The following is a 25,769-nucleotide window of genomic DNA, read 5'->3' on the forward strand; positions in this document are numbered from 1 at the left end:
GCTGCGGGGAAAGTTCTCTGAGCATGGCGGTCAGTCCGTTTTTTGCACTGACCTTATTAGATCAAAGTCCCGGCCTCACGGCCAGGACTTTGTCATCAATCTGAAAAAGGCCAGCATCTGCTGGCCTTTTTGTTCCTGAATCACAACTAGCGCTGCATCTGCTCATCGTGCAGCCATTGGGCAACACGTTTTGAGAAGTACGTCAGCACGCCATCCGCGCCAGCACGCTTAAAGCACATCAACGATTCCATAATGGCCGGTTTTTCGGCCAGCCAGCCGTTCTGAATCGCAGCCATATGCATCGCATATTCACCGGAGACCTGATAGGCAAAGGTAGGCACGCCAAAGGTGTCTTTCACGCGGCGCACAACGTCGAGGTAAGGCATCCCAGGTTTCACCATCACCATGTCGGCCCCTTCCTGCAGATCTTGCGCCACTTCCTGCAAGGCTTCGTCGCTATTAGCCGGATCCATCTGGTAAGTCTTCTTATTGCCGCCCTTCAGGTTACCGGAAGAGCCAATGGCATCCCGGAACGGGCCGTAGTAGCAGGAAGCATATTTTGCGGCATAGGACATAATCTGGGTGTTCACGAAGCCATCAGCTTCTAACTGTTCCCGGATTGAGCCAATACGTCCATCCATCATATCGCTAGGTGCAACGATTTCGGCCCCGGCTTCAGCATGGGAAAGTGCCTGACGAACCAGAATCTCACGAGTGATGTCGTTGATCACATAACCATCAGCGTCAATGACACCGTCCTGCCCGTGGGTGGTGTAAGGATCCAGGGCAACGTCAGTCAGCAACCCAAGCTCAGGCACAGCATCTTTCAGCGCACGCACAGCGCGCTGTACCAGCCCGTTTGGGTTATAGGCTTCTTCCGCATGCAGCGATTTCCCGTCGCTTTCAATGACCGGGAACAGAGAGAGCACCGGTACACCCAGTTTCGCTACCACCTCAGCTTCTTTCAGCAGTTGATCGATGGTCATACGATAAACACCCGGCATGGACGGCACTTCCTGCTGCTGGTTGTGGCCTTCCATGACAAACACAGGGTAAATAAGGTCGTTTACCGTCAGCTGGTTTTCAGCCACAAGACGACGGCTGAAGTCATGGCGGCGTACGCGGCGCATACGGCGCCCGGGAAACGTACCGGGAAATGCATAGCTCATTTAACTTTCTCCTGATTAAAACCCAGTCGGAATAACCGACGAGCATTGTCATCTGTTACCTGCGCAAGCCAGGCCGGGTCTTCACCGCGCCATTCGGCGACCTTATTCAGGATATGGGGCAGATAACAGGGTTCGTTGCGGCGGGACGCAGGTTTTGGTTGTAAATCCCGGGGCAACAAATAGGGCGCATCGGTTTCCAGCAGCAATTGCTGAGCGGGGATAACCGGAAGTAACTCTCTTAAGGCCAGGCCACGGCGCTCATCGCAAACCCAGCCAGTGATACCGATGAATAACCCTCGGAGCAGGCAATCGCGGGCTTCCTCTTCAGTGCCGGTAAAGCAGTGCAGTACTACGCCGGGCAGTTGATCCAACCAGGGATCAAGCAGTGCAAGAAAGCGTTCGTGGGCATCCCGGCAGTGCAAAAAGACCGGCATCATCAGCTCCGCAGCCAGCGCCAGCTGGGCGGTGAAAGCGCGCTCCTGCTCTGCCGGAGTGGAGAAGTTACGGTTAAAATCGAGACCGCATTCGCCGATAGCGACGACCTGGGGTGCCGTCGCTAAACGATGGATGGCGTCTGCAGTTTCATCATTCCACTGGCTGGCATCATGGGGATGCACTCCGGCGGTGGACCAGCAATTTTCATATCGCTGCGCCATGAGTAACGCTTGTTCACTTTCATGGAGGTTGGTACCGGTCAACATCATGCCACTCAGGCCAGCCTGCCATGCGCGCTCGACCACATCCTCGTGATCTTTTGCGAATTGAGAACTGGTTAGATTCACGCCAATATCAAACATCTCTCCCTCCAAACGACAACCGCCCCTGAGGGCGGCTATTTCATTACTGCTCTTTTTCAGAGCGCGTCTCTTCAGATTCAGACTCATCATCTTCATCACCATTACGCCCTTTACCGACGTAGAAACGGGAGAAGAAGACGCCAACCTCAAACAGGCAGTACATTGGCACCGCCAGAAGGGTTTGCGAGAAAACATCCGGCGGCGTTAACAGCATGCCGACAACAAAAGCCCCGACCAGAATATAAGGGCGCTTCTGTTTCAGTGATTCCGGTGTCGTCACTCCCATCCAGCACAGCAGGATAATGGCGACAGGCACCTCAAATGCTACGCCAAAGGCCATGAACAGCGACATGACAAAATCGAGATATTTCGTGATGTCCGTCGAGACGACCACCCCTATTGGCGCGGTTTTTGTCAGGAAGCCAAAGGCCAGCGGGAAGACGACAAAGTAAGCAAAGGCAATCCCGATATAAAAAAGCAGGGTGCTGGAAAACAGCAACGGCATCACCAGCTTACGCTCATGTTTGTACAACGCAGGGGCAACAAAAGCCCAGATCTGGTACAGAATGACCGGCGCCGCCAGGAACACCGAAACGTAAATGGTTAATTTTATCGGGGTAAAGAACGGTGACGCGACATCGGTCGCAATCATCGTTGAACCCAGTGGCATGTGTTTGATCAGCGGGGCGGAAACCACTTGATAGATGTCATTGGCGAAATAGACCAGCGCCAGGAAAATCACCAGCACGGCGATCATACTGTTCAGCAGACGCTTACGCAGCTCGATCAGATGGCTAATGAGCGGTTGGGTATCTTCAACAGCCATAGTTAAGATTTTTCACCTGGAGGTTGCGTTGGGGTGACAGCGGGTGCAGCCTCGGGCAAAGGCTTCACCTGAGGCTCTACAGCAGATTCGACGACGTTTTCGACCGTCACTGGCGCCGTAGGCACAGCCTCTGACGGTACGATATCAGGCGAAGCCGCCTGATGTGCCGCATTGGCTGGCGTGACGCCTTCATGACTTTGCTGCTCATCCTTAACCAACGGGTTATGGATGGTATGCGCTTCGTCGCTGTTCTTTTCAGGATCGTGCTGGGTATAGGAACGCTTCATCGACTCAGCGGCCTGGCGCAGTTCGTCCATTGACGCCTTCAGTTCAGGCGTCAAATTATCCATACTGGCTTTCTCGACCTTTTTCAGGCTGTCCTGCAGTTCCTGCAGTTTCAGTTCCTGAGCGAGTTCGTTCTGCACCGTGGTAGCCAGAGAGCGCAGCGCGCGCACCCAGCCAACAACTGTTTTTACCGCCACCGGTAAGCGTTGTGGACCCAGAACAATCAGGCCAATCACAAACACCAGCAGCAGTTCGCCAAAACCAATGTCGAACACGGTTTATACCTGCTCTTTGTCGTTGCTTTTCGCTTCGTCTTTTTTCACGTCGCTCGGTTTTTCAGAGAGGGATTTCGCTGTGAAATCAGCATCCTTCTCACCATTTTCTTTCTCTTTGCTGTCGTCGTCGCTCATGGCTTTCTTGAAGCCCTTAATAGACGCGCCAAGGTCTGAACCTAAAGAGCCCAACTTCTTGGTGCCAAACAATAAAACAACGATAACAACAATGATTAGCAATTGTGGCCAACTGATGCCCATACCTACTCCTGAATAAAGATGTTAAGGCAATGAGAACCGCTATTATACGGCAATCACCCGTTAATTCCGATTAAAGTTCAGGCAGAGCGCCGCCAGCCAATCAGCCAGACAACGATTCCCCCTGCCATCAACCAGGCAGGCATAAAGTCCCACTCAGGTTTGTTGATCAGCAGCAGCGTCCCGCTCAGTATAAGCGTGGCACCGATGCCGAACAGGTAACGCGACTGTCCCTGCCGCACGTGATGAAGTTGCAGGTCGCGCTGAATTTTATCAACGCTAAGCTGTAATTGCTTGCCCTGGCGCAAACTGTTGTACACCAGTTCCGGCAATTCCGGCATTTTTTCCACCCAAAAAGGGGCTTTTTCTTTGAAAGCGCGTACCAGAGCAGGAATACCAACCTGATCTTTGATCCAGCTTTCCAGGAAAGGTTTCGCCGTTTTCCACAGATCTAGCTGCGGATAAAGCTGCCTACCGACGCCTTCGACGTATAAAAGGGTCTTTTGCAGTAAAACCAGCTGTGGTTGAACTTCCATGTTGAAACGGCGCGCGGTATTGAACAAATTCAGCAGTACGTGACCGAAGGAAATCTCAGCCAAAGGTTTCTCAAAAATAGGTTCACAAACGGTGCGAATAGCGAACTCGAACTCTTCGACATTCGTATCTGCCGGCACCCAGCCGGAGTCCACATGCAGCTCGGCCACTTTGCGGTAATCCCGGTTGAAGAAGGCAATAAAGTTTTCTGCCAGATAGCGCTTATCGTCTTTGTTCAGTGAGCCCACAATGCCGCAGTCGATACCAATGTATTGCGGATCTTCCGGGTGGTCGTAGCTCACGAAGATGTTGCCCGGGTGCATATCCGCATGGAAGAAGCTGTCGCGGAAAACCTGGGTAAAGAAGACCTGCACGCCTCGTTCAGCAAGCAGTTTCATGTTGGTGCCCTGCGCTTCAAGCGCAACGGTGTCAGAAACTGGAACACCGTAAATCCGCTCCATCACCATCATGCTCTCGCTGCAGTAATCCGAATAAACCTCCGGCACATACAGCATCGGGCTGTTTTCGAAGTTACGGCGAAGTTGGATGGCGTTGGCCGCTTCACGCAGCAGGTTTAACTCATCGATCAGCGTTTTTTCGTATTCACGCACCACTTCCAGTGGGCGAAGACGTCGGCCATCCGGCAGCAGTCGAGGTACCCAGCGAGCAAGGCGATAGATAAGCTTCATATCGGCTTTGATCACCGGCAGGATATCGGGCCGAATCACCTTAATCACCACCTCTTTACCGCTCTCTTTCAGGCGTGCGGTGTGCACCTGAGCAATGGAGGCGGAGGCCAGAGGCTTGATGTCAAAATCATCGAACCAGCTTTCAACGGGAATGCCGCCCATCGCCAGTTCAATCTGTTTTTTCGCCAGCGCGCCGTCAAAGGGCGCAACTCTGTCCTGCAGCATAGCCAGCTGATCGGCAATGATCGGTGGGAACAGATCGCGACGGGTGGAAAGCATCTGGCCAAACTTGATCCAAACGGGCCCAAGCTCCTGCAGCGCAAGGCGAAGGCGCTCCCCCAAAGGCTTATCGCGGTGACGATTAGGCATCCAGAACAGGCAACGACGCCACACACGTAACGGCAGCGTAATGCGCATTTTGGGAATCAGCTCATCGAGACCATAGCTCAGGAAGGTACGGACAATGAAATAAAGGCGGCGAATTTCTCCTGGCGTCATTTGCCCTCCAGCTTATCAAGCCGTTGGCTGAGTGCGTCCACCGAGCGTGCCAGCGCTTCGGTTTCCTCTGCGAACCAGGCCACTTCGAGAGAACCCGGCGCCATACGCCACTCTTCAGTGAGCGCTTCCCCCAGATACTGCTGATTGCGGATAAATCCTTTTTTCAACAGCTTGCCGCCATGACGCGCAAACTTACTGATACCTTCAGAAGCAATATCGCCTATATACGGGGCCAGCAGTTCAGCAGGGTCAAACTCCGCGAGGTCCATCAGCGATGCCAGATTTTGTACAACCTGAATGTCACCCGCCACGTCAAGTTCACCGCTGCGAATCAGGGCGGTAAGCTGTTGGCGATCGCGCAGTTTCGGCAGCACGCCGATATGGGTTGTGACGCTGCAATCCGCCTCACCTTCCCACTGGCTCAGGACGTCCAGCTGTTGTTCACTGAACACCAGCACCAGCGGCGCTGAAAATTCTTTCAGGTTAACGCGCAACGTCTTGCCCTGCAGGCGTTGACGTGCGGATTTCAGGCTACGATCGCGCCAGAGGAAGGTGTTCAGCACACCTTCGATTCCGGCAGTCATCAGCGACATAAATGGCATCGCGGCTCCCTGGTTAGAATTTATAGCCACGGTGCAGGGCGACAATCCCACCGGTCATATTGTAATAGGTAGTGTTTTCAAACCCGGCTTCTTCCATCATGCCTTTCAGCGTTTCCTGATCCGGGTGCATGCGAATGGATTCTGCCAGGTAGCGATAACTTTCGCCGTCCTGAGCGACCATTTCACCGATGCGCGGCAGAATGTGGAAGGAATACGCGTCGTAGGCTTTGTTCAGCGGCTCGAAAGCCGGTTTGGAGAACTCAAGCACCAGCAGGCGGCCACCGGGTTTGAGCACGCGGAACATAGAGCGCAATGCAGCGTCTTTATCCGTGACGTTACGCAGGCCAAAGGAGATGGTGATGCAGTCAAAGGTGTTGTCCGGGAATGGCAGCGCTTCGGCGTTAGCCTGCACGTATCTGACGTTCCCCACAATGCCGATATTGCGCAGCTTTTCACGCCCCATTTTCAGCATCGAATCGTTAATATCGGCCAATACGACTTCACCGGTCTCACCGACCAGACGAGAAAATTTCGCCGTCAGATCGCCCGTACCGCCCGCAAGATCCAGCACGCGCTGGCCACGACGCACACCGCTACAATCTATCGTGTAGCGTTTCCACAACCTGTGGATACCAAAAGACATCAGGTCGTTCATTACGTCGTATTTCGCCGCAACAGAGTGGAACACGTTCGCCACCATATCGACCTTTTGCTCTTTAGCTACGGTACGGAAGCCAAAGTGCGTTGTTTCCTGGGATCCGGACTCCTGGGATTCATCAACCATCTCAATGCCTGCTTAATCAAGAAAATGTTCGGGAAGTGTAACAGAATGGGCGCGAAAGCCCTATGATTCAACCGTGCTACTCAGCCTCAGTTTAACGCTCTTCACCTGTGCGCAATGAAGACAAAGCATCGAATTCAGCCTCAGGTTCTTCGCCCTCATGGCCCAGTCGCGCCGAATCATCCTCATCTTCCTGACGAGCGCGTTCAACCAGATCTGGATTCATCTCACGTTTGACTTCTACGCCAAGCCCGCGAAACGCATCAGCCTGAACCAGGATATTCCCACGCCCGGACGAAAGCTTTTTCATCGCCTGCCGATAGTTGTCCTGGGCCTTATCGAGGCTTTGCCCAATGGCAGACATATCATCCACGAACAGGCGCATTTTATCGTACAGTCGCCCCGCCCTGTCGGCGATTTGTTGGGCATTACGGCTTTGATGTTCATAGCGCCACAGGTTAGCAATCGTGCGCAACGCCACCAGCAGCGTCGTCGGGCTCACCAGCATAATGTTATTTTTCAGCGCTTCGCTAATCAGTTCAGGCTGTCTGTCGATAGCCAGCAGGAAAGCGGGCTCAACGGGAATAAACATCAACACGTAGTCCAGGGAACGCAACCCCGGCAGTTGCTGGTAATCCTTACGGCCCAGAAGGCGAATATGGCTGCGGATAGCGGCGATGTGTTCATTCAGCGCACTTTCACGCGTGAGTTCATCTTCACCATTGAAGTAACGCTCGTAGGCCACCAGCGTCATTTTTGCATCAATAACAACGTCTTTGCCCTGCGGCAGGCGAACGATAACATCCGGCTGCATGCGGCTGTTATTTTCGAGCTGGATATTCACCTGAGTCTGATACTCATGGCCTTCACGCAGGCCAGAAGCTTCCAGTACCCGAGTTAACACCACTTCCCCCCAGTTACCCTGGGTTTTGTTGTCGCCCTTTAGCGCTTTGGTGAGATTGAGCGCCTCTTGCGCCATTTGTGCATTGAGCTGCTGCAGGTTACGGATTTCGTGCGTCAGCGTATGGCGTTCACGGGCCTCCTGACCAAAACTTTCCTGGACCTGGCGACGGAAACCATCGAGCTGCTCACGAAGTGGAGAGAGCAACATGTTCAGGCTTTGGCGGTTCTGCTCTTCAACTTTGCGCCCGCTTTGCTCAAAAATACGGTGGGCCAGATTCTCAAACTGCTCATTCAGGCGCTGCTCGCTATTGAGCATTTGACGGTGCTTGTCTTCAGCATTGAGCCGCGTTTGCTCCAGCAATGTGGTTAATTCACGGATATCTGCTTCCTGCCCGCTGTTAATTTCCATTTGGGTGCGGACTTCACGGTTAAGCTGGTCGCACTCTTCCCGCCAGTGCTGGTTTTGCTGAAGCTCCTGCCGCGCGGCTGTAAGCTCACCGTAGATTTCACGCTGTTCTTCATGTAAAGCCGACAGCCGCTGTGCCGCACGCAGACTGGCGATAAGCCAGCCGGTCAGCAAGCCCACCAGCCCGATGCCCAGCCCAAACAACAGTGAAATATCCATGCATCCCCCAAAACGATATCAACATCGGCAAAATAAAATTCTGCTGTATAAATGTCCAGATGAAAAGGGATTTTCCGGAAGGGAGTGCGCAAAGCATAAAAAAAGCCGGCGAGCGCCGGCCTTATGAACGGAAAAGCAAAACTACAGCAGGCGACGCGCCGCCTCGACCACGATTTTCACCGCGTGGCTTTCCGTTTTCTTCATGGTTTCCGCATTAGGGATCTCTTGCTGAGTACGGTTCACGATTACTCCAGCAACCATACCCGCACGCAGGCCCTGGCTTGAACACATGGTCAGCAGCGTGGCGGATTCCATTTCATAGTTCATCACGCCCATTTCCTGCCACTCTTTCATTGAGCCTTTGAAGCGGCTAACTACGCGGCCGGACAGCGTGTCGTAACGCTCCTGCCCAGGGTAGAAGGTGTCGGAGGATGCGGTCACGCCGATGTGCGTCGTTGCGCCCACGGCTTTTGCCGCTTCAACCAGCGCAGTGGTACATGCGAAGTCTGCCACAGCCGGGTATTCCATAGGCGCGAAGTGCAGGCTGGCACCATCAAGGCGAACGGAGGCGGTGGTCACAAGCACATCGCCCACGTTGATGTTCGGCTGAATCGCCCCGGTCGTCCCGACGCGCAGGAAAGTACGGATGCCAAGCTGCGCCAGTTCTTCAACAGCAATAGAGGTCGATGGGCCGCCGATACCGGTAGAACAGATGATAACCGGCTTGCCGTCGAGTTCGGCGCGCCAGGAAGTGAATTCACGGTGGGAAGCCAGCTTAACCGGCTTGTCCATCAGCGCGGCGATTTTTTCCACACGCTCAGGATCGCCTGGGACGATGGCAAGCGTAGCCCCTTGCAGGTCATTTTTAGTGAGGCCGAGATGGAAAACATCAGACTTGGACATAACAGACTCCTCTGTTGAGTAGGTTTCAGGAGAAGCAAAGCGACACTTTACAGAACCCCTGAGCATAATTTCGTGATGACGCTCACTTTGAATGAAACAAATTACATTATTTGTATGCTCATATGCGATCAGCATCACAATTAAGTGTCGATCGGGCTATTTTTTGAACTTTGACGGCGTTTTTTGCCCGCCAGATTTGCTACTAATCCTGGCTATAGTTATCACACTGCGCTAATGCTGGTTCGGAGAAAACCATGAAACAAAAGCAAACAACACATAACACACCGGGCGAAGGTTTCGCACCGGCGGCCTCACCCATCGCCCCCACCGCTTTGCTAACGCCGGACGACGCTATTCTTTCTGGGGAAACGTCAATTCCAAGCCAGGGCGACAATATGCCGGCTTACCACGCCAGGCCCAAAAATGCCGATGGCCCGCTGCCGGTCGTTATTGTCATTCAGGAGATTTTTGGCGTACACGAACATATCCGCGATCTCTGTCGCCGGCTGGCGCTTGAAGGCTACCTGGCCATTGCCCCGGAGCTCTATTTTCGCCAGGGCGAACCGGGTGACTTCGCCGATATTCCCACGTTGTTAAGCGGCCTGGTCTCAAAAGTACCGGACAACCAGGTGCTGGGCGATCTTGACCATGTGGCAAGTTGGGCTTCACGCAACGGCGGCGACGCGCACCGCCTGATGGTCACCGGTTTTTGCTGGGGCGGGCGAATCGCCTGGCTTTATGCGGCACACAATCCACAGCTCAAAGCGGCCGTCGCCTGGTACGGCAAGCTGACAGGTGAAAAGACGTTGAACTCTCATCACCACCCGGTAGATATCGCCGTCAATCTTAATGCGCCAGTGCTAGGCCTGTATGGTGGCCAGGATACCGGGATCTCTCAGGAAAGCGTTGAGACCATGCGCCAGGCACTAAGAGCGGCCAATGCCAATGCGGAAATCATTGTTTACCCGGAAGCCGGGCATGCTTTTAACGCAGATTATCGCCCGAGCTACCATGAAGAGTCGGCCAAAGATGGTTGGGAAAGAATGCTGGCGTGGTTTAAACGCTATGGCGTGAGGAAGTAATAAGAAAGGGGGCGAAAAGCCCCCTTTACTCTTAGCATCAAGCAGTGCGCAGATTCTGAGCCGCTTGTACCATGTTTGCCAGCGCCGCACGGGTTTCCGGCCAGCCACGGGTTTTCAGGCCGCAGTCAGGGTTAACCCACAAGCGCTCTGCCGGAACGGATTCCGCCGCTTTCTTGAGCAGGGCTTCAATCCATTGCACATCCGGAACGTTTGGAGAGTGGATGTCGTATACCCCCGGCCCGATTTCATTCGGGTACTCGAACTCTTTAAACGCCTCCAGCAGATCCATATCGGAACGGGAAGTTTCGATGGTGATCACGTCCGCATCCAGCGCCGCAATGGAGTCCATGATGTCGTTGAACTCGCAGTAGCACATGTGGGTGTGGATTTGGGTGTCATCTCGCACCACGGCGGCGTTCAGACGGAAGGCTTCCACGCCCCACTCCAGATAAGCCTGCCAGTCAGACTGGCGCAGCGGCAAACCTTCACGCAGAGCGGGTTCATCAATCTGGATGATACCGATACCTGCGGCTTCCAGATCCGCTACTTCGTCACGCAAGGCCAGCGCAATCTGCTTCGCGATAGTCTCTCGGGAAACATCTTCACGCGGGAAGGACCAGCAAAGAATCGTGACCGGACCGGTCAGCATGCCTTTAACCGGTTTGTCGGTCAGGGACTGCGCGTATTTGGCCCACTCAACGGTGATCGGCTCCGGGCGACTGATATCACCGATAACAATCGGTGGCTTCACGCAGCGGGAGCCGTAGCTCTGCACCCAGCCGTTTTGAGTAAAGACGAAGCCGTCCAGATGCTCGCCGAAATACTCGACCATGTCGTTACGCTCGGCTTCGCCATGAACCAGTACATCAAGGCCCAGACGTTCCTGTTCTGCAATCGCCTGTTTAATATGTTCGGCGATACCGGTGCGATAGTTGTTGGCGTCCAGCTTGCCTTTTTTGAAGTCCAGGCGCAGGCCGCGAATTTCAGTTGTTTGCGGGAAGGAGCCGATGGTCGTTGTTGGCCAGGCTGGCAGGTTGAAACGTTCACGCTGGGCTGCTGCACGGGCAGTGTAAGCATTCTGGCGCTGGCTATCCTGGGCGGTAATTTTAGCCAGACGTTCGCTGACAGCGGCATTGTGCACACGTTTGGACTGGCGACGAGCCTGAATCGGTGCGCTCCATTCAGCAATTTTTGCGGTATTCCCGCTGTTTAACGCTTCAGTCAGCAGAGACAGCTCGGCACACTTCTGCAGAGCAAAAGCAAACCAGCTTTTCACTTCGGCATCCAGACGAGTTTCTACGCTCAGATCGATTGGGCTGTGCAGCAGGGAGCAGGAAGATGCCACCCACAATTCACGTTTACCCACCAGATCTTTTAACTGAGCATATTTCTCCGTCAGATCGGCACGCCAGACGTTACGACCATTGATAACACCTGCAGACAGCAGCCAGTTTGCAGGCAGTTTCTTATGGATGTCATTCACGTCATCTTTGCCATGCACAAAATCAACGTGCAGACCCTGCACCGGCAGCGCGGTGATGGTGTTCAGGTTTGGCCCTACGCCTTCGAAGTAGGTGGTAAGCAGCAGCTTCACCTGGCCGGTCAGCGCGTCGTAAGCGGGTTTGAAGGCATCCAGCCATGCTTTTGGCAGCTCCAGCACCAGCGCAGGCTCATCGATTTGTACCCACTCAACGCCACGCTTCGCCAATTCGGCCAGCACCTGCTGGTAGACCGGCAAAATATCTTTCAACAGGCCCAGGCGATCAAACTGTTCACCTTTCACTTTGCCCAGCCACAGGTAAGTCACTGGCCCAAGCAGGACAGGTTTCACCTTATGGCCCAACGCAAGTGCCTCGTCGACTTCTTCCAGCAGCTGCGTCCAGGTCAGTTTGAACTGCTGCCCCTTAGTAAATTCCGGCACCATGTAGTGGTAGTTGGTATTGAACCATTTGGTCATTTCTGCGGCGGCGGCAGGCTCACCAGTTGGTGCACGGCCACGGCCGATGCGAAACAGCGTATCGATATCGACGCTGCCGTCTTTGTTCTGATGACGAGCCGGTACGTTACCGAGCAGCAGGCTGGTGGTCAGAACATGGTCGTACCAGGCGAAATCGCCTACCGGCAGTAATTCGACGCCAGCTTGTTTTTGTTGGTCCCAGTGGCGGGCACGCAGTTCGCGGCCAACCGCCAGTAATTCTTCGCGGGAGGTATTCCCTGCCCAGTAGCTTTCCTGTGCTTTTTTCAACTCGCGCTTAAGGCCGACGCGAGGGAACCCCAGGGTGTGATTATGGATTGTCATATTATCGCCTCTTTATTTATAAGCTTAATCCAGATGGATTTCGGATTTAGGGAAGGCGGTAAGCTCGCTTATCACCGGGCGCTTACATAAGTAAGTGACCGGTGTAAGTGAGTGAAACCAACGCGCCATAAATTCGAAAGACGCTGGATTTAGACGTCCAGATGTTTACACTTCTATAATCAGCAGGTACTGTATAATCCTCAAGCGCAATTTGTTCATGCCGAAGTGAAGGACTTTCATGATCGAGATTAAACACCTGCGGACGCTGCAAGCGTTACGACACAGCGGTTCGCTGGCCGCCGCTGCTGCCGCCCTGCATCAGACTCAGTCGGCCCTCTCTCACCAGTTCAGCGATCTGGAGCAGCGGCTCGGCTTCCGCCTGTTTATCCGTAAAAGTCAGCCACTTCGCTTTACGCCGCAGGGGGAGATCCTGCTGCAGCTGGCGGAACAAGTGTTGCCGCAGATTGGCCGTGCCCTGCAGGCCTGCAATGAGCCGCACCAGACCCGGCTGCGCATTGCAATTGAGTGCCACAGCTGTATTCAGTGGCTGACGCCTGCGCTGGAGAATTTCCGCCAGCACTGGCCGCAGGTGGAGATGGACTTTAAATCCGGCGTCACGTTTGATCCGCAGCCTGCGCTGCAGCAGGGCGAGCTGGATATCGTTCTGACTTCCGATATTTTGCCGCGCAGCGGGTTACATTATTCGCCGATGTTTGATTTTGAAGTGCGCCTGGTGATGGCGACCGACCACCCACTGGCGAAGAAAGAGAGCATTGAGCCTGATGACTTAACGCTTGAAACGTTGCTTATCTACCCGGTACAGCGTGAACGCATGGATATCTGGCGTCATTTCCTGCAGCCCGCAGGGGTTAGCCCGTCACTGAAAAACGTGGATAACACGCTGCTGCTGATTCAGATGGTGTCGGCGCGGATGGGGATTGCCGCCCTGCCGCATTGGGTGGTGGAAAGCTTTGAGCACCAGGGCCTGATTGTCACCAGAACCCTGGGTGAAGGTTTATGGAGTCGGCTCTACGCCGCGGTACGCGACGGCGAACAGCGCCAGCCGGTGACCGAGGCGTTTATTCGCTCGACGCGCCAGCATGCCTGCGACCATTTACCGTTTGTGAAGAACGCGGAGCGACCCATCGGCGATGTACCCATAGCGAGGCCATTATCACCGTTCCCCCAATAATAAAGCTCGGCCAGTGGGGCTGCTCCTGCCAGATGGCAAGATTCACCAGCAGCCCGGCCGGGACATGCACGTTGTTCATGATGCCGAGCGTGCCGGCGTCCACCTGCGTTGCACCGTAATTCCACATAAAATAGCCCAGTCCGGAAGCAACCACGCCAAGCCAGACCAAAATCCCCCACTGTAGCGTCGTGGTGGGCAGTTTCTGCGGATTGCCAAGCGCAAACCAGGCCACAACAGCGACAATAAACGCCCCCAGATAGAACCACGAAAATGCACAGTGTTGCGGCATCGGATGCGTTTCCATCAGGCGCTTGTAGCCCACCATGCCGATGGCGAAGCAGATATTGGCCCCTTGCACCAGCAGCAGGCCAATCCAGAAATGATCGCTCACTTTGTCGTAACGAATAATCGCCGCACCAATCACCGCCAGCCCCGCACTCAGCGCATAGCCCCAGCGCAGTTTAGTACCGCTCAGTAAGTCGTAGATCAGCGTGACGTACAGCGGCGTCATTACCGTGAAAAGCAGGAATTCGGATACCGTGAGATAGAGGTAAGCGCGGAAGCTGAAGAGGTACATCACACCCAGCTGTAGCGCCCCCACCAGCATGTAAAGCAGCAGGGTTTTGAGCGGGTAACCTTTAAAACGCAGGAATGGCAGAAACACCAACGCCGCCAGGCCAACGCGCATCAGCACCGAGAAATAGCTGTCCACATGCCCGGCGAGGTATTCCCCAATCAGGCTAAACGAGAAGGCCCACAGAATGGTGGTAATGATGAGTAATGGCACAATGAGCAATCCACAACGAACAAGATTGCGCCATTGTACTGAGAGGATGCTACATTGGCTTAACTATTTAGTTGACGAGTGGTTATTAATAAACCACCCGTCATTGGCAGATCACTCCGCCTTGAGGAACAGCTTGCGCAGATAGTGTGGCACGGCGTTATCGCCGTTGGTGCCAATGACTTCCAGCTCAGGCAGCAGATCTTTCAGGCGTTGGTGAGCGTTACCCATGATGCAGCCTTTGCCCGCCATGCTCAGCATCTCGGCGTCGTTCATGCCATCGCCAAAGGCAATGCAATCCTTCAGGCTGTAACCCATCGCTTTCGAGACGGCTTCCAGCGCGTGCCCTTTGGAGACACCACCCGCCATCACTTCCAGACAGGTCAGCGTCGAGAAGCTGACGTTCACGCGGTCACCCCAGCGGGCGTTGATCGCCTGTTCCAGCGGCAGCAGCGTGTCGTGATCGTCGCAGGTAAAGAATACTTTGCTGACGCCGTCAGCTTCCAGCAGGCCCGGCTCAAACAGGGTGTAGCTGAATTTAGCTTCCTGGAAGTATTTCATCTCTTCCGGGCGGTGGCGGTTCATAAACCACTCGTCGCCTTTGTAGACGTTGGTCACGATGTCCGGGTTGTTATGCACCACGCCAAACAAGTCCTGAGCGATGTCATGGTCGAGATCGTGAGAGAAGAACAGGTTACCGTCGGTATCGTGCACACGCGCCCCGTTCGAGGTGATCATGTACGCCTTGATCTCAAGGTTGTCACGAATTTGCGCCACGTCGATATGGTGTCGGCCCGTCGCAAAAACAAAGTTAACGCCTTCCGCGGTGAGCAGCTTTAACGTTTCTTTCGCATAAGCGGAGAGGAAATGATCGGGAGACAGCAAGGTGCCATCTAAATCTGAAGCAACAACATGGTACATAGGGATCCTCTGGAGAGATATTTTCAATTAGTTATGCCGGTCGAAAAACTCAAGCACGGCAGACAATGCTCTGGCTCGCATAGCGTCCTTCTCAAACAGGATCTCGTGATACGCGCCTTCAATGACGTAAGGTGTTTCCCCCTCACAAGGGTGGCCCGCCGTGGCCATAATTTCGCAGAATTGCTGGTGCGCGCGGTTATCGACCACTCGCTCCTCTTCCGCCTGGAGTAAAAAGATCGGCGTGGTAATAGCAGTGGCTCCTGCTAACACCTTTTCTCCGGCGAGGATCCCTTCTCGTACCCAATGGAACGTTGGCCCGCCCACCCGCAATGCTGGCTCATCAGCATAAAAACGCAGGCTGCGGCGGTATCGCTCTTCGCTGTGGGTCAGGACGTTAACGCTAAACGGCAGCGCGCGCCAGCGGCCCGTCCCAATGGCGTATCCTTCCCGAATACGTGGATGCCCTTCGGCCCAGTCAAGAATATGGCGCACCATCCATTCCGGCCAGCGCAGGATAATACCAAACATCGGGGCGCAGAGCGCGACCGCATCAAAAGCGTCCGGTGCTTGCTGTAGCCATAACGCGGCAATCGCGCCGCCCATCGAATGGGCCAACAGATAGCGTTTACGCCAGTGCCCTGACGCCACTTCCTGCTGGTAAAAGCGGTCAAAATCTTCGACATAGTCACTAAAGTTGACGACGTGGCCACGATGGGAGTCCGACAGCATTCGTCCTGAACGCCCTTGCCCACGGTGGTCGATGATCAAAACATCAAACCCGCTGTGGAAAAGGTCATACGCCAGCTCAGCATATTTCACGTAGCTTTCTATTCTGCCGGGACAGACAACAATCACGCGATCGTGCTGCGCCGAACAGAAGCGAACATAGCGAACCGGCACGTCATCCACGCCGGTGAATTCGCGCTCTTCCCGCTTGCGCCGAAAGTCCGTCAGTGGGCCTGTGGCAAAAGCAGCAAATGCGCCTTCCCGTTCTAACCATCCATTTTTATGCTGAGACATAGGGGTCGGCATCAGGTATCTGTGGTTTTTTTAGGGCCCGTGGCACGCTTATCAACAATAGCGTATTGTGGCATAAAAGCGCGCGTTCAGGGAGTTTCGCATGACCTTCGAGTGGTGGTTTACCTATCTGCTAACCACAATAATTCTTAGCCTTTCCCCCGGCTCCGGTGCCATCAATACGATGACCACCGCCATCAGCCATGGCTATCGCGGTGCGGCTGCGTCAATTACCGGACTGCAAACCGGGCTGGCGCTGCATATTGTGCTGGTCGGCGTTGGGCTTGGCGCCCTGTTTTCACGTTCGCTGCTGGCCTTTGAAGTCCTGAAATGGGCAGGGGTTGCCTATCTTATCTGGCTGGGGATCCAGCAATGGAGAGCCGCTGGCGCGCTGGATTTAAACACGCTGGCCACCACGCAACCGCGCAGCAAACTGTTCAAGCGAGCGGTGTTTGTTAACCTGACCAACCCGAAAAGCATCGTGTTTCTGGCCGCGCTGTTCCCGCAGTTTATCGTCCCACATCAACCCCAGGCGATGCAGTACATTGTGCTCGGTGTTACCACAGTCGTCGTTGATATCATTGTGATGATTGGCTATGCGACCCTGGCCAAACGAATTGCCGCCTGGATTAAGGGGCCGCGCCAGATGAAAGCCTTGAATCGGGTCTTCGGCTCGTTGTTTGTACTGGTTGGCGCGCTGCTTGCAGGAGCGCGCCAGGCCTGATTATCGGGAGATGATCAGGTGAATACCAAAGCCGGTGAACAGAGCGCCCGCCATACCGTCGATCCATTTGGCGAGGCGCTGATAGCCGCGACGCATTTTTGGTAAGGCGAACAGGCTCGCCACGATAGTGAACCAGGCGAAGGTTTCAATCGCGATCAGCACAAACAGGCCCCAGCGCTCAGCGCTGCCCACGTTGTCACCAACAAACAGCGAGAACACGCTGCCGAAGTAGATAATCGCTTTCGGGTTAGCCAGGTTCGTCAGCAGCCCTTTCACAAAGCTCTTTCCACCGCTCGCCAGCTCAACTTTCGGCGTTTCTTCGTCTTTAACTTCTTTCTTGAATGCGCCGCGCAGCATCTGATAGCCCATCCAGCAAAGATACAGCCCGCCGCCGACCATGATGATGTTATGCAGCCAGGCCATTTTTTCGAGGATCAGGTGCAGGCCAAGCAGCGCCACGCCCGCCCAAACCATGACGCCAGCGGTGATCCCCAGCACGCCCATCATCGCCTCTTTGCGAGAGCGGCTTACGGCTGTCTGGGAAACAAAGAAAAAGTCAGGACCCGGGCTCATCAGGGCAACGATGTGCACCAGCGCCACGGTCAGAAATAGCATTAACATAGGGAATAGCTCGCGTGCAGATAATTCGAAGAGTCATTATCCTGCCACTTTTCCTCGCGGCAGGCTACTCTTCATCCACGCCGTCAACGTGGTCGCGAATCAGCGTCATAAACGGGCGGCCAAAGCGCTCGAGTTTGCGCGTCCCCACCCCGTTGATGCCCAGCATCTCGCCCGGCGACAGCGGCATCTGCTCTGCCATTTCAATCAGCGTGGCATCATTGAATACCACATAAGGCGGGATGTTTTCTTCATCCGCGATAGATTTACGCAGCTTTCTGAGTTTGGCGAACAGTTTGCGATCGTAATTGCCACCAAAGACTTTCTGGCTGGCACGCGGCTTAATGGCGACGACGCGCGGTACCGCCAGCATCAGCGGCTCTTCACCACGTAAATAAGGGCGAGCCGCTTCCGTGAGCTGCAGCGCTGAGTGTGCGGCAATGTTTTGCGTCACCACGCCGAGATGAATGAGCTGGCGGATCACGCTGACCCAGTGCTCCGTCGTATGTTCGCGACCTTCACCGTAAACCTTCAGCTTATCGTGGCCAAGGTCGCGGATACGATGATTGTTAGACCCACGCAGCACTTCAACCACATAGCCCATCCCAAAGCGCTGGCCGACACGGTAAATGCAGGACAGCGCTTTTTGCGCGTCCATCAGCCCGTCATAGCGACGAGGCGGATCGAGGCAGATGTCGCAGTTGCCGCAAGACTGCTGACGACCTTCGCCGAAGTAGTTAAGCAGCACGAGGCGGCGGCAGGTCTGCGCTTCGGCAAACGCGCCCATAGCGTTGAGCTTGTGGCGCTCGATGTCCTGCAGCTGTCCCGGCGCTTTTTCTTCAAGGCATTTACGCAGCCAGGCCATATCCGCCGGATCGTAAAACAACATCGCTTCCGCAGGCAGGCCATCACGCCCGGCACGGCCCGTTTCCTGATAGTAAGATTCAATATTGCGGGGGATATCGAAGTGGGCAACAAAACGCACGTTCGGCTTGTTGATACCCATGCCAAACGCGACGGTCGCGACCACAATTTGCAGATCGTCGCGTTGGAATTTTTCCTGTACGTCACCGCGTACCTGATGCTCCAGGCCCGCGTGATAAGCGCCGGCGCTGATGCCTTTGCTTTGCAGTCGGGCGGCGATGTCTTCCACTTTTGCCCGGCTGTTGCAATAAATAATCCCGGACTTACCGCGCTGCTCCTGAATATAGCGGGTAAGCTGATCGAGCGGCTTAAACTTTTCCATCAACATGTAGCGAATATTCGGCCGGTCGAAGCTGCTGATTTGGATAAACGGATCGTGAAGCCCCAGCAGGCGCACGATATCGAGCCTGGTGGTGTCGTCCGCCGTGGCCGTCAGCGCCACAAACGGCACCGCAGGTAGCCGCTCGCGAAGCTGACCAAGGGCGGCATATTCCGGGCGGAAATCGTGTCCCCACTGTGAAATGCAGTGGGCTTCATCGACCGCCACCATCGAAAGCTGCCAGTTGCTGAGATGGTCAATAAAATTGTCCATCATCAGGCGTTCAGGGGCGATATACAGCAGGCGAATTTGCCCGGTACGGCAGCCGGTCATCACTTCCAGCTGCTGTTCGCGGGTTTGGGTCGAGTTAAGGCAGGCCGCCGCCACGCCGTTCGCCAGCAGCTGATCGACCTGGTCTTTCATCAGGGAAATCAGCGGGGAGACCACCACGGTCAGGCCGCCAAACACCAACGCAGGGATTTGATAGCACAGGGATTTACCGCCACCGGTCGGCATCACTACCAGGCAGTCACGCCCCTCCAGCACCGTGTCGATGATGGTTTCCTGACCCGGACGGAACTGTTGATACCCGAAGGTATCCTGCAGAACCTGTCTCGCCAGCGACGCCTGATTGATTACTTCCGCCTGTGCCACGCTATCCCCACTACCTAAAATTCAGGCGCCATTTTCAGCGCCTGGAAGAGAAACTGCAATGCTTTAGAAAAGATCGTTTAGCATAACGCCTACGCCAACCCGTGTCTGGTTAAAGTTATAATCGATGAGCGATTCACCGTAGCCGCTATAGACCTGGGTATAGAAGCGAACGTTTTTCGAGATCGGGTAACTCACGCCAAATTCTGCTCCACCGTAGCCGCTGTTCCAGTTGTATTGCCCCTTCACGCTGAAAATAGCCTCACCCAGCGCATAGCCAACCTTAAGCTGGTAGTAGCCCATGTATTTGGTGATATCCGGGTTGTCCTCAACGCTCCCCACCACATACCAGGGTTTCACTTCCACCTGCCAGTCGCCGTTTTGTGCCATCAGGCGGGTATACAGGCGGTTCCAGCCGCGCGAGGTTGGGTCAGAACGACCGTTTGAATCGTGGTTATAGCCAAACTCGACATCTCGCAACGTCCAGCCCGCAAACGTTGCATCCGTTGCAAAGCCGAGGAATAGCTGAGGCTCATAGTTGGTTTCACGAAACGGGGAGGATTCATTGCGGTTTGAAAGTTGCCACCAGGATTTCTGGGTATAGGAGGCGGCCAGCACGGAGTTATCCCCCAAAATACCGCGCCACAGCGGGAAGGCCAGGCTGAGCTGGAACTTCACCTCATCTTTACGCGCGTTGCTGGCCCAGTCATAAGAGCTGATCGCCTCTTTGTTCATGTCGCTGGTCCAGGTGTACAACAGGTAATTCGTGTCGTACGGATACAGCGTGAAAGGGTTGTCGTGTTCCTGCAGCAGATTGGCAATGATGCTGCCGCGCACCGCAGGTTTGTCGTGGATCTTATCGATAGTGGTTTCTTGTGCGAAGGCGGTCAAAGGCAGCATCGCCGCAACTCCCCACCCCAAAGGTTTCAGCATTAGTCCCGTTCTCCATAACAAAAAAGTGTCTAAATATTTATCGCCAAACATTTTACAGCAGGATGCCCCAAAGCACGCCTCTGCGGTTCCGAAAGTGGAAAGCAACAATTGAGAAGCATAAACTACACACTTTGTTAACTTATTCGTTATTTGTTCGAGGAATGAACGATGTCTTCCCCCGTACTGACCACAGAAGCCGCCCTGAAGCTGGTGGGCGAAATCTTCGTGTATCACATGCCGTTCAACCGCGCGCTTGGCCTGGAACTGGAGCGCTACGAAAAAGCGTTCGCCCAGCTGAGCTTTAATAATCAACCGATGATGGTCGGCAACTGGGCGCAAAGTATTTTGCACGGCGGCGTTATTGCCTCCGCGCTGGACGTGGCGGCAGGCCTGGTCTGCGTAGGCAGTACGCTGACTCGCCATGACACCATTACCGAGGACGAGCTTCGCCAGCGCCTTTCCAAAATGGGTACCATCGATTTGCGCGTGGATTATCTGCGTCCAGGACGCGGAGAACGTTTCACGGCCAGCAGTAGCCTCCTGCGTGCCGGTAATAAAGTTGCCGTGGCGCGCGTAGAACTGCATAACCAGGATCAACTGCACATCGCCAGTGCAACGGCTACCTACATGGTAGGGTAAGGATGTAAACCCTGTTATTATTTGCTCACTATTTTTTTGCTGAGTTTTTTTCATGGATCCGAAACAGACACGTCAGGGGATTTTGCTTGCCCTGACGGCCTACTTTATCTGGGGCATCGCGCCGGTATATTTCAAACTGATTCACTATGTACCGGCGACAGAAATCCTGACCCACCGCGTTATCTGGTCGTTCTTCTTTATGCTGGCGCTGATCACCGTCTGCCGCCAGTGGCCGCAGGTGAAACGTTCCTGCCAGAACCGTAAAAAGATCCTCGCGCTGGCGTTAAGCGCGATGCTGATTGGCGGTAACTGGCTGCTTTATATCTGGGCGGTGAATAACCAGCACATGCTGGAAGCCAGCCTGGGTTACTTCATTAACCCGCTGGTGAACGTGTTGCTGGGGATGCTGTTTTTGGGTGAACGCTTCCGGCGGATGCAGTGGGTCGCGGTATTGCTGGCCTTCTGTGGCGTGCTGGTTCAGCTTTGGACTTTCGGTTCGCTGCCGATAATCGGCCTGGGTCTGGCCTTCAGCTTCGCTTTCTATGGCCTGATCCGCAAAAAGATTGCCGTAGATGCACAAACCGGGATGCTGTTTGAAACGCTGTGGCTGCTGCCGATCGCGGGTATTTATCTGTTTGGTATCGCCGACAGCGCCACCAGCCATATGGGAATGAACCCGTGGACGCTGAACCTGATGCTTATTGCCGCCGGGGTGATCACCACGGTGCCGCTGCTTTGCTTTACTGCGGCCGCAACCCGCTTGCGCCTTTCAACGCTGGGCTTCTTCCAGTATCTGGGGCCGACGCTGATGTTCCTGCTGGCGGTGACGTTCTACGGCGAGGTAGTGACTGAAGATAAGCTGATTACTTTTGGCTTTATCTGGGCGGCGCTGGCGCTGTTTATTGCCGATGCGATTTATACTCAGCGGCGCACGAAAGCAACGTCGCTGAAATAGAAGTGAAAAAGGAGCCTTTTGGCTCCTTTTTTCTTACAACCAGTTCTTACGCTTAAAGTAGAGATAAGGCGCTAAGCCAGCGAGCATCATAAAGATAATCGCGCCGGGGTAGCCAAAGCTCCACTTCAGCTCAGGCATAAACTCGAAGTTCATCCCGTAGCTGGATGCCACCAGCGTTGGCGGCAGGAAGACAACCGAAACCACCGAGAAGATCTTGATGATGCGGTTCTGCTCGATGTTGATGAAACCCATCGCCGCCTGCATCAGGAAGTTAACCTTCTGGAACAGGGATTCGTTATGCGGCAGCAGGGATTCGATGTCTCGCAGGATTTCGCGAGCCTGTTCCAGCTGGCTGCCCGGCAAACGTGCCTTACGCACCAGGAAGTTCAGCGCGCGCTGGGTATCCATCAGGCACAGGCGAACCTTCCAGCCGATATCCTCCAGCTCCGCCAGCGTCGAAAGCGCGGCATCGTATTCATCGCCTTGATGCCCTTCCATGATCACGCGGCTAAGCTGTTCCAGGTCGCTATAAATGTTTTCGATTTCATCCGCCAGCTGTTCGATTTTGGTTTCAAACAGATCCAGCAGCAGCTCCCACGCGTTGCCGTCCGCCATGGACTGATTGCGGGCGCGCATGCGGTAAAGGCGAAACGCAGGTAGCTCACGTTCACGCAGCGTGTACAAGCGGCCTTCACGAATGGTAAAAGCGACCGTGCTGTTACCGGCGTGGTCATCGGCATCTTCAAAGAAGAAAAAGGAGTGGATGTGAAGGCCGTCTTCGTCCTCAAAAAAACGCGCGGACGCTTCGATGTCTTCCAGCTCTGGTCGGGTTGCCAGGCTTTGGCCAAGTTCCGTTTGCACTCGCTCTCGCTCGCTCTCTTCCGGCTCGACGAGATCGACCCATACCGAATTGGCAAGGGTATCCGTCTCGTCCAGCTCAATGCGGGCAAGGCGATTATTTTCCAGTTGAAATGCGCTCAGCATGACCGGGACTCCCAATGCAAAAAAAGATCAGGGACAATTCGGTTGGCACACAGACAGAAACAATAGAGGTTTCAGACCATTAAACAGTCTGACTCAAGGGGCGACGGAATGAAAATACACGAGGTCGCTGACAACCACGAAGGCTATCAGCATCAGAGGATAGCCTTAGAAGTTGTACCTGGATGACAGGTTATTGAGCCAGCATCTACTGGGTGTGTCCAAGGCGAGTGTCCTCTTAGCGTATTCGTGCGCGCATGTTACGCCACCACTAATATGGCGTCAACACGCAACGGGACACGGCTGAACAAGTTCATGCCAGTGACATATTAAGGGTAGCCCACGAACAAAAAATTGTAATTAATTTCTGTAGGTTACACGGTTTCCAGGCGCGCATAAGCGGCAACCAACCACTTGATTCCCTGCCCCTGGAATGCCACCTGCAGGCGGCTATGCTCCCCGCTACCTTCCAGGTTCACGATGGTGCCTTCACCGAACTTAGGATGGCGTACGCGCTGCCCCAGGCTGAAGCCAGAATCGTTCTGCGCAATCGGTGTGCCCATACGCTGATGGCTGACCGGCCGGCTGATACTTGCGCGCAGGCGAACCTCTTCCACGCAGTTTTCGGGCAGCTCGCCAATAAAGCGAGACGGACGATGGTAGGCTTCTTTGCCGTACAGGCGGCGAGTTTCCGCATAGGTCAGCGTCAGCTTTTGCATTGCGCGGGTTACGCCCACGTAGGCCAGACGGCGCTCTTCTTCCAGACGGCCGCCCTCGTCGAGGGACATCTGGCTCGGGAACATGCCTTCTTCCATCCCTACGATAAACACCTGCGGGAACTCCAGACCTTTGGCCGAGTGCAGCGTCATGAGTTGCACCGCATCCTGCCAGGTATCCGCCTGACCTTCTCCCGCTTCCAGCGCGGCGTGGGAGAGAAACGCCTGCAGCGGCATCAGATCTTCGTCTTCGTCGTTGTAGCTGAACTGGCGCGTGGCTGTCACCAGCTCCTCTAAGTTCTCAATTCGGGTCTGGCCTTTCTCGCCTTTTTCCTGCTCATACATAATGAACAGGCCGGAATCTTTAATCACCCGATCGGTCTGGACGTGCAGCGGCATATCTGCCGTTTCATGGGCAAGCGCGTCAATCAGCTCCATAAAGCGCTGCAGGGCAGACGCCGCACGACCGGCCAGCGCTTTTTCCTGCAACAGCAGGCGGCAAGATTGCCACAGCGTTAGCTGCTGGTCGCGCGCGGTCTGGCGCACGACGTCGAGCGTGCGGTCACCAATGCCGCGGGTTGGCGTATTGACCACGCGTTCAAAGGCCGCATCGTCGTTGCGGTTGGCAATCAGGCGCAGATAGGAAAGTGCGTCTTTGATCTCCTGACGTTCGAAGAAGCGCATCCCGCCGTAAATGCGGTACGGCATACTGCCCTGCAGCAGCGCCTCTTCCAGCACGCGCGACTGGGCGTTGCTGCGGTACAGAATAGCGCATTGCTCCAGCGCCCCGCCGTTTTCCTGCCAGGTTTTAATACGGTTAACCACGAAGCGGGCTTCATCCAGTTCGTTGAAAGCGCAGTAAATCGAGATAGGTTCGCCGTCGCTGCCGTCGGTCCACAGCTCTTTGCCGAGGCGGCCAGAGTTATTGGCGATCAGGGCGTTGGCCGCATTCAGAATATTGTTCGTCGAGCGGTAGTTTTGCTCCAGACGAATCGTTTGTGCCCCCGGGAAGTCATTCAGGAAGCGCTGGATGTTTTCAACCTGCGCCCCGCGCCAGCCGTAGATCGACTGGTCATCATCGCCCACGATCATCACTTTACCGGTATCGCCAGCCAGCAGGCGGATCCAGGCATACTGAATGCTGTTGGTGTCCTGGAATTCGTCCACCAGGATGTTGGTGAAGCGCTCGCGGTAATGGTTCAGGATATGCGGCTTGTTTAACCACAGCTCGTGGGCTCGCAGCAATAGCTCAGCAAAATCCACCAGCCCGGCACGGTCGCAGGCTTCCTGATAGGCCTGGTATACCTTCTGCCAGGTTTGCTCTACCGGGTTACCGTAGCTTTCAACGTGATGCGGACGCAGGCCTTCGTCCTTTTTGCCGTTGATGTACCACATCGCCTGGCGCGGCGGCCACTGCTTCTCGTCCAGGTTCATCGCTTTAATCAGACGTTTCAGCAGACGAAGCTGATCTTCACTGTCGAGGATTTGAAAGTCCTGCGGCAGATTAGCGTCCATGTGGTGTGCGCGCAGCAGACGGTGTGCCAGGCCGTGGAAGGTACCCACCCACATGCCGCCCTGGCTGGTGCCCATCAGTTGGCCGATACGGTGGCGCATTTCCGCCGCCGCTTTGTTGGTAAAAGTTACCGCCATGATGGAGTACGGCGAACAGTTTTCGACCGTCATCAACCACGCAATGCGGTGCACAAGCACACGCGTCTTACCACTGCCCGCCCCGGCCAGCACCAGCATATTGCTGCGCGTGGCGGCAACCGCTTCGCGCTGTTTGTCGTTGAGGCTGTCGAGCAGGTAAGAAACGTCCATTGGCACCGCCGAAAAAGAGAAAGAGTTGGCTCAGCCAACTACTGGTGATTT

25 protein-coding genes are annotated in these 25,769 nt (G+C 54.8%); 5 read left to right on the forward strand and 20 right to left on the reverse strand.

Annotated elements, in window-relative coordinates:
* Positions 1-146: 146 nt before the first annotated feature.
* From hemB to udp, 10 genes are all read right to left on the reverse strand, one after another.
* Positions 147-1,169 (reverse strand): porphobilinogen synthase, encoded by a 1,023-nt coding sequence (gene hemB, locus B9Y90_RS18925; protein ID WP_085542180.1) that lies wholly within the window; start codon positions 1,167-1,169, stop codon positions 147-149.
* A complete protein-coding gene (tatD, locus tag B9Y90_RS18930; RefSeq protein ID WP_085542181.1) occupies positions 1,166-1,966 on the reverse strand; it encodes a 3'-5' ssDNA/RNA exonuclease TatD in 801 nt (266 codons plus the stop codon). The genes hemB and tatD overlap by 4 nt, the downstream gene beginning before the upstream one ends.
* 43 nt (positions 1,967-2,009) lie before the next feature.
* The gene (gene tatC, locus B9Y90_RS18935) at positions 2,010-2,792 is read right to left on the reverse strand and encodes a Sec-independent protein translocase subunit TatC (protein WP_039289243.1); all 783 of its coding nucleotides are present in this window, start codon (positions 2,790-2,792) and stop codon (positions 2,010-2,012) included.
* Between the two features lie 2 nt (positions 2,793-2,794).
* Positions 2,795-3,352, reverse strand: a complete 558-nt coding sequence (tatB, locus tag B9Y90_RS18940; protein ID WP_085542182.1) for a Sec-independent protein translocase protein TatB — start codon at positions 3,350-3,352, stop codon at positions 2,795-2,797.
* Between the two features lie 3 nt (positions 3,353-3,355).
* Positions 3,356-3,610, reverse strand: coding sequence for a twin-arginine translocase TatA/TatE family subunit (tatA, locus tag B9Y90_RS18945; RefSeq protein ID WP_039289241.1), 255 nt, complete (start codon positions 3,608-3,610; stop codon positions 3,356-3,358).
* 77 nt (positions 3,611-3,687) lie between these two features.
* Complete coding sequence (gene ubiB / locus B9Y90_RS18950; protein ID WP_085542183.1) at positions 3,688-5,328, reverse strand: ubiquinone biosynthesis regulatory protein kinase UbiB; 1,641 nt, start codon at positions 5,326-5,328, stop codon at positions 3,688-3,690.
* On the reverse strand, positions 5,325-5,930 hold the full coding sequence (gene ubiJ, locus B9Y90_RS18955) for a ubiquinone biosynthesis protein UbiJ (protein WP_085542184.1): 606 nt from the start codon (positions 5,928-5,930) through the stop codon (positions 5,325-5,327). Before ubiJ ends, ubiB begins: the two co-directional genes overlap by 4 nt.
* A gap of 13 nt (positions 5,931-5,943) precedes the next feature.
* A complete protein-coding gene (gene ubiE, locus B9Y90_RS18960; protein WP_008455469.1) occupies positions 5,944-6,714 on the reverse strand; it encodes a bifunctional demethylmenaquinone methyltransferase/2-methoxy-6-polyprenyl-1,4-benzoquinol methylase UbiE in 771 nt (256 codons plus the stop codon).
* Between the two features lie 91 nt (positions 6,715-6,805).
* On the reverse strand, positions 6,806-8,239 hold the full coding sequence (gene rmuC, locus B9Y90_RS18965; protein WP_039289238.1) for a DNA recombination protein RmuC: 1,434 nt from the start codon (positions 8,237-8,239) through the stop codon (positions 6,806-6,808).
* 141 nt (positions 8,240-8,380) lie between these two features.
* A complete protein-coding gene (udp, locus tag B9Y90_RS18970; RefSeq protein ID WP_008455474.1) occupies positions 8,381-9,142 on the reverse strand; it encodes a uridine phosphorylase in 762 nt (253 codons plus the stop codon).
* Between the two features lie 254 nt (positions 9,143-9,396).
* Here udp and B9Y90_RS18975 point away from each other — a divergent pair, with 254 nt between their 5' ends.
* Positions 9,397-10,224 (forward strand): dienelactone hydrolase family protein, encoded by an 828-nt coding sequence (locus B9Y90_RS18975; RefSeq protein WP_085542185.1) that lies wholly within the window; start codon positions 9,397-9,399, stop codon positions 10,222-10,224.
* A gap of 37 nt (positions 10,225-10,261) precedes the next feature.
* Here the strand turns inward: B9Y90_RS18975 and metE are convergent, their stop codons facing one another.
* The gene (gene metE / locus B9Y90_RS18980; RefSeq protein ID WP_085542186.1) at positions 10,262-12,523 is read right to left on the reverse strand and encodes a 5-methyltetrahydropteroyltriglutamate--homocysteine S-methyltransferase; all 2,262 of its coding nucleotides are present in this window, start codon (positions 12,521-12,523) and stop codon (positions 10,262-10,264) included.
* Positions 12,524-12,761: 238 nt separating this feature from the next.
* Here metE and metR point away from each other — a divergent pair, with 238 nt between their 5' ends.
* Positions 12,762-13,715 carry an HTH-type transcriptional regulator MetR gene (gene metR, locus B9Y90_RS18985; protein ID WP_039289235.1) on the forward strand — a complete coding sequence of 318 codons (954 nt, stop codon included), beginning with the start codon at positions 12,762-12,764 and terminating at the stop codon, positions 13,713-13,715.
* Here metR and B9Y90_RS18990 read toward each other — a convergent pair.
* From B9Y90_RS18990 to pldB, 3 genes are all read right to left on the reverse strand, one after another.
* Entirely contained in the window at positions 13,603-14,502 is a 900-nt protein-coding gene (locus B9Y90_RS18990; protein ID WP_085542187.1) for a carboxylate/amino acid/amine transporter, read from the reverse strand. The genes metR and B9Y90_RS18990 overlap by 113 nt on opposite strands.
* A gap of 111 nt (positions 14,503-14,613) precedes the next feature.
* Positions 14,614-15,420: a sugar/pyridoxal phosphate phosphatase YigL gene (gene yigL / locus B9Y90_RS18995; RefSeq protein ID WP_039289233.1), complete on the reverse strand. Its 807-nt coding sequence runs from the start codon at positions 15,418-15,420 to the stop codon at positions 14,614-14,616.
* Between the two features lie 27 nt (positions 15,421-15,447).
* Entirely contained in the window at positions 15,448-16,440 is a 993-nt protein-coding gene (gene pldB, locus B9Y90_RS19000) for a lysophospholipase L2 (protein ID WP_085542211.1), read from the reverse strand.
* A gap of 100 nt (positions 16,441-16,540) precedes the next feature.
* On the opposite strand from pldB, the gene rhtB reads away from it, so the two are divergent.
* Positions 16,541-17,161 (forward strand): homoserine/homoserine lactone efflux protein, encoded by a 621-nt coding sequence (gene rhtB, locus B9Y90_RS19005; protein ID WP_085542188.1) that lies wholly within the window; start codon positions 16,541-16,543, stop codon positions 17,159-17,161.
* On the opposite strand, the gene rhtC is transcribed toward rhtB, so the two are convergent.
* The 3 genes from rhtC to pldA form a co-directional block, all read right to left on the reverse strand.
* A complete protein-coding gene (gene rhtC, locus B9Y90_RS19010) occupies positions 17,162-17,782 on the reverse strand; it encodes a threonine export protein RhtC (RefSeq protein WP_085542189.1) in 621 nt (206 codons plus the stop codon).
* Positions 17,783-17,846: 64 nt separating this feature from the next.
* A complete protein-coding gene (recQ, locus tag B9Y90_RS19015; protein ID WP_085542190.1) occupies positions 17,847-19,676 on the reverse strand; it encodes an ATP-dependent DNA helicase RecQ in 1,830 nt (609 codons plus the stop codon).
* A gap of 63 nt (positions 19,677-19,739) precedes the next feature.
* Positions 19,740-20,606 (reverse strand): phospholipase A, encoded by an 867-nt coding sequence (pldA, locus tag B9Y90_RS19020; protein ID WP_039289230.1) that lies wholly within the window; start codon positions 20,604-20,606, stop codon positions 19,740-19,742.
* A 168-nt stretch (positions 20,607-20,774) separates the two neighbouring features.
* On the opposite strand from pldA, the gene yigI reads away from it, so the two are divergent.
* On the forward strand, positions 20,775-21,245 hold the full coding sequence (gene yigI, locus B9Y90_RS19025) for an acyl-CoA thioesterase YigI (protein WP_008455502.1): 471 nt from the start codon (positions 20,775-20,777) through the stop codon (positions 21,243-21,245).
* A gap of 52 nt (positions 21,246-21,297) precedes the next feature.
* Complete coding sequence (rarD, locus tag B9Y90_RS19030; protein ID WP_085542191.1) at positions 21,298-22,200, forward strand: EamA family transporter RarD; 903 nt, start codon at positions 21,298-21,300, stop codon at positions 22,198-22,200.
* A gap of 33 nt (positions 22,201-22,233) precedes the next feature.
* Here rarD and corA read toward each other — a convergent pair whose 3' ends face one another.
* From corA to uvrD, 3 genes are all read right to left on the reverse strand, one after another.
* A complete protein-coding gene (gene corA, locus B9Y90_RS19035; RefSeq protein WP_039289228.1) occupies positions 22,234-23,184 on the reverse strand; it encodes a magnesium/cobalt transporter CorA in 951 nt (316 codons plus the stop codon).
* 165 nt (positions 23,185-23,349) lie between these two features.
* Positions 23,350-23,406: a YsgD/CorL family protein gene (ysgD, locus tag B9Y90_RS27565; RefSeq protein WP_353591484.1), complete on the reverse strand. Its 57-nt coding sequence runs from the start codon at positions 23,404-23,406 to the stop codon at positions 23,350-23,352.
* Between the two features lie 149 nt (positions 23,407-23,555).
* Positions 23,556-25,718: a DNA helicase II gene (gene uvrD / locus B9Y90_RS19040; protein WP_039289227.1), complete on the reverse strand. Its 2,163-nt coding sequence runs from the start codon at positions 25,716-25,718 to the stop codon at positions 23,556-23,558.
* Positions 25,719-25,769 lie beyond the last annotated feature (51 nt).

It is taken from the genome of Cedecea sp. NFIX57 (genome assembly GCF_900177785.1).
Taxonomy (GTDB): domain Bacteria; phylum Pseudomonadota; class Gammaproteobacteria; order Enterobacterales; family Enterobacteriaceae; genus Cedecea; species Cedecea neteri_C.

What these genes read in the sequence shown, in the direction of transcription:
- hemB (WP_085542180.1), bottom strand. Translation starts at nt 1,169, where the DNA reads ATGAGCTATGCATTTCCCGGTACGTTTCCCGGGCGCCGTATGCGCCGC.
- tatD (WP_085542181.1), bottom strand. Translation starts at nt 1,966, where the DNA reads ATGTTTGATATTGGCGTGAATCTAACCAGTTCTCAATTCGCAAAAGAT.
- tatC (WP_039289243.1), bottom strand. Translation starts at nt 2,792, where the DNA reads ATGGCTGTTGAAGATACCCAACCGCTCATTAGCCATCTGATCGAGCTG.
- tatA (WP_039289241.1), bottom strand. Translation starts at nt 3,610, where the DNA reads ATGGGCATCAGTTGGCCACAATTGCTAATCATTGTTGTTATCGTTGTT.
- ubiB (WP_085542183.1), bottom strand. Translation starts at nt 5,328, where the DNA reads ATGACGCCAGGAGAAATTCGCCGCCTTTATTTCATTGTCCGTACCTTC.
- ubiJ (WP_085542184.1), bottom strand. Translation starts at nt 5,930, where the DNA reads ATGCCATTTATGTCGCTGATGACTGCCGGAATCGAAGGTGTGCTGAAC.
- ubiE (WP_008455469.1), bottom strand. Translation starts at nt 6,714, where the DNA reads ATGGTTGATGAATCCCAGGAGTCCGGATCCCAGGAAACAACGCACTTT.
- rmuC (WP_039289238.1), bottom strand. Translation starts at nt 8,239, where the DNA reads ATGGATATTTCACTGTTGTTTGGGCTGGGCATCGGGCTGGTGGGCTTG.
- udp (WP_008455474.1), bottom strand. Translation starts at nt 9,142, where the DNA reads ATGTCCAAGTCTGATGTTTTCCATCTCGGCCTCACTAAAAATGACCTG.
- B9Y90_RS18975 (WP_085542185.1), top strand. Translation starts at nt 9,397, where the DNA reads ATGAAACAAAAGCAAACAACACATAACACACCGGGCGAAGGTTTCGCA.
- metE (WP_085542186.1), bottom strand. Translation starts at nt 12,523, where the DNA reads ATGACAATCCATAATCACACCCTGGGGTTCCCTCGCGTCGGCCTTAAG.
- metR (WP_039289235.1), top strand. Translation starts at nt 12,762, where the DNA reads ATGATCGAGATTAAACACCTGCGGACGCTGCAAGCGTTACGACACAGC.
- yigL (WP_039289233.1), bottom strand. Translation starts at nt 15,420, where the DNA reads ATGTACCATGTTGTTGCTTCAGATTTAGATGGCACCTTGCTGTCTCCC.
- pldB (WP_085542211.1), bottom strand. Translation starts at nt 16,440, where the DNA reads ATGTCTCAGCATAAAAATGGATGGTTAGAACGGGAAGGCGCATTTGCT.
- rhtB (WP_085542188.1), top strand. Translation starts at nt 16,541, where the DNA reads ATGACCTTCGAGTGGTGGTTTACCTATCTGCTAACCACAATAATTCTT.
- rhtC (WP_085542189.1), bottom strand. Translation starts at nt 17,782, where the DNA reads ATGTTAATGCTATTTCTGACCGTGGCGCTGGTGCACATCGTTGCCCTG.
- pldA (WP_039289230.1), bottom strand. Translation starts at nt 20,606, where the DNA reads ATGCTGAAACCTTTGGGGTGGGGAGTTGCGGCGATGCTGCCTTTGACC.
- yigI (WP_008455502.1), top strand. Translation starts at nt 20,775, where the DNA reads ATGTCTTCCCCCGTACTGACCACAGAAGCCGCCCTGAAGCTGGTGGGC.
- rarD (WP_085542191.1), top strand. Translation starts at nt 21,298, where the DNA reads ATGGATCCGAAACAGACACGTCAGGGGATTTTGCTTGCCCTGACGGCC.
- corA (WP_039289228.1), bottom strand. Translation starts at nt 23,184, where the DNA reads ATGCTGAGCGCATTTCAACTGGAAAATAATCGCCTTGCCCGCATTGAG.
- uvrD (WP_039289227.1), bottom strand. Translation starts at nt 25,718, where the DNA reads ATGGACGTTTCTTACCTGCTCGACAGCCTCAACGACAAACAGCGCGAA.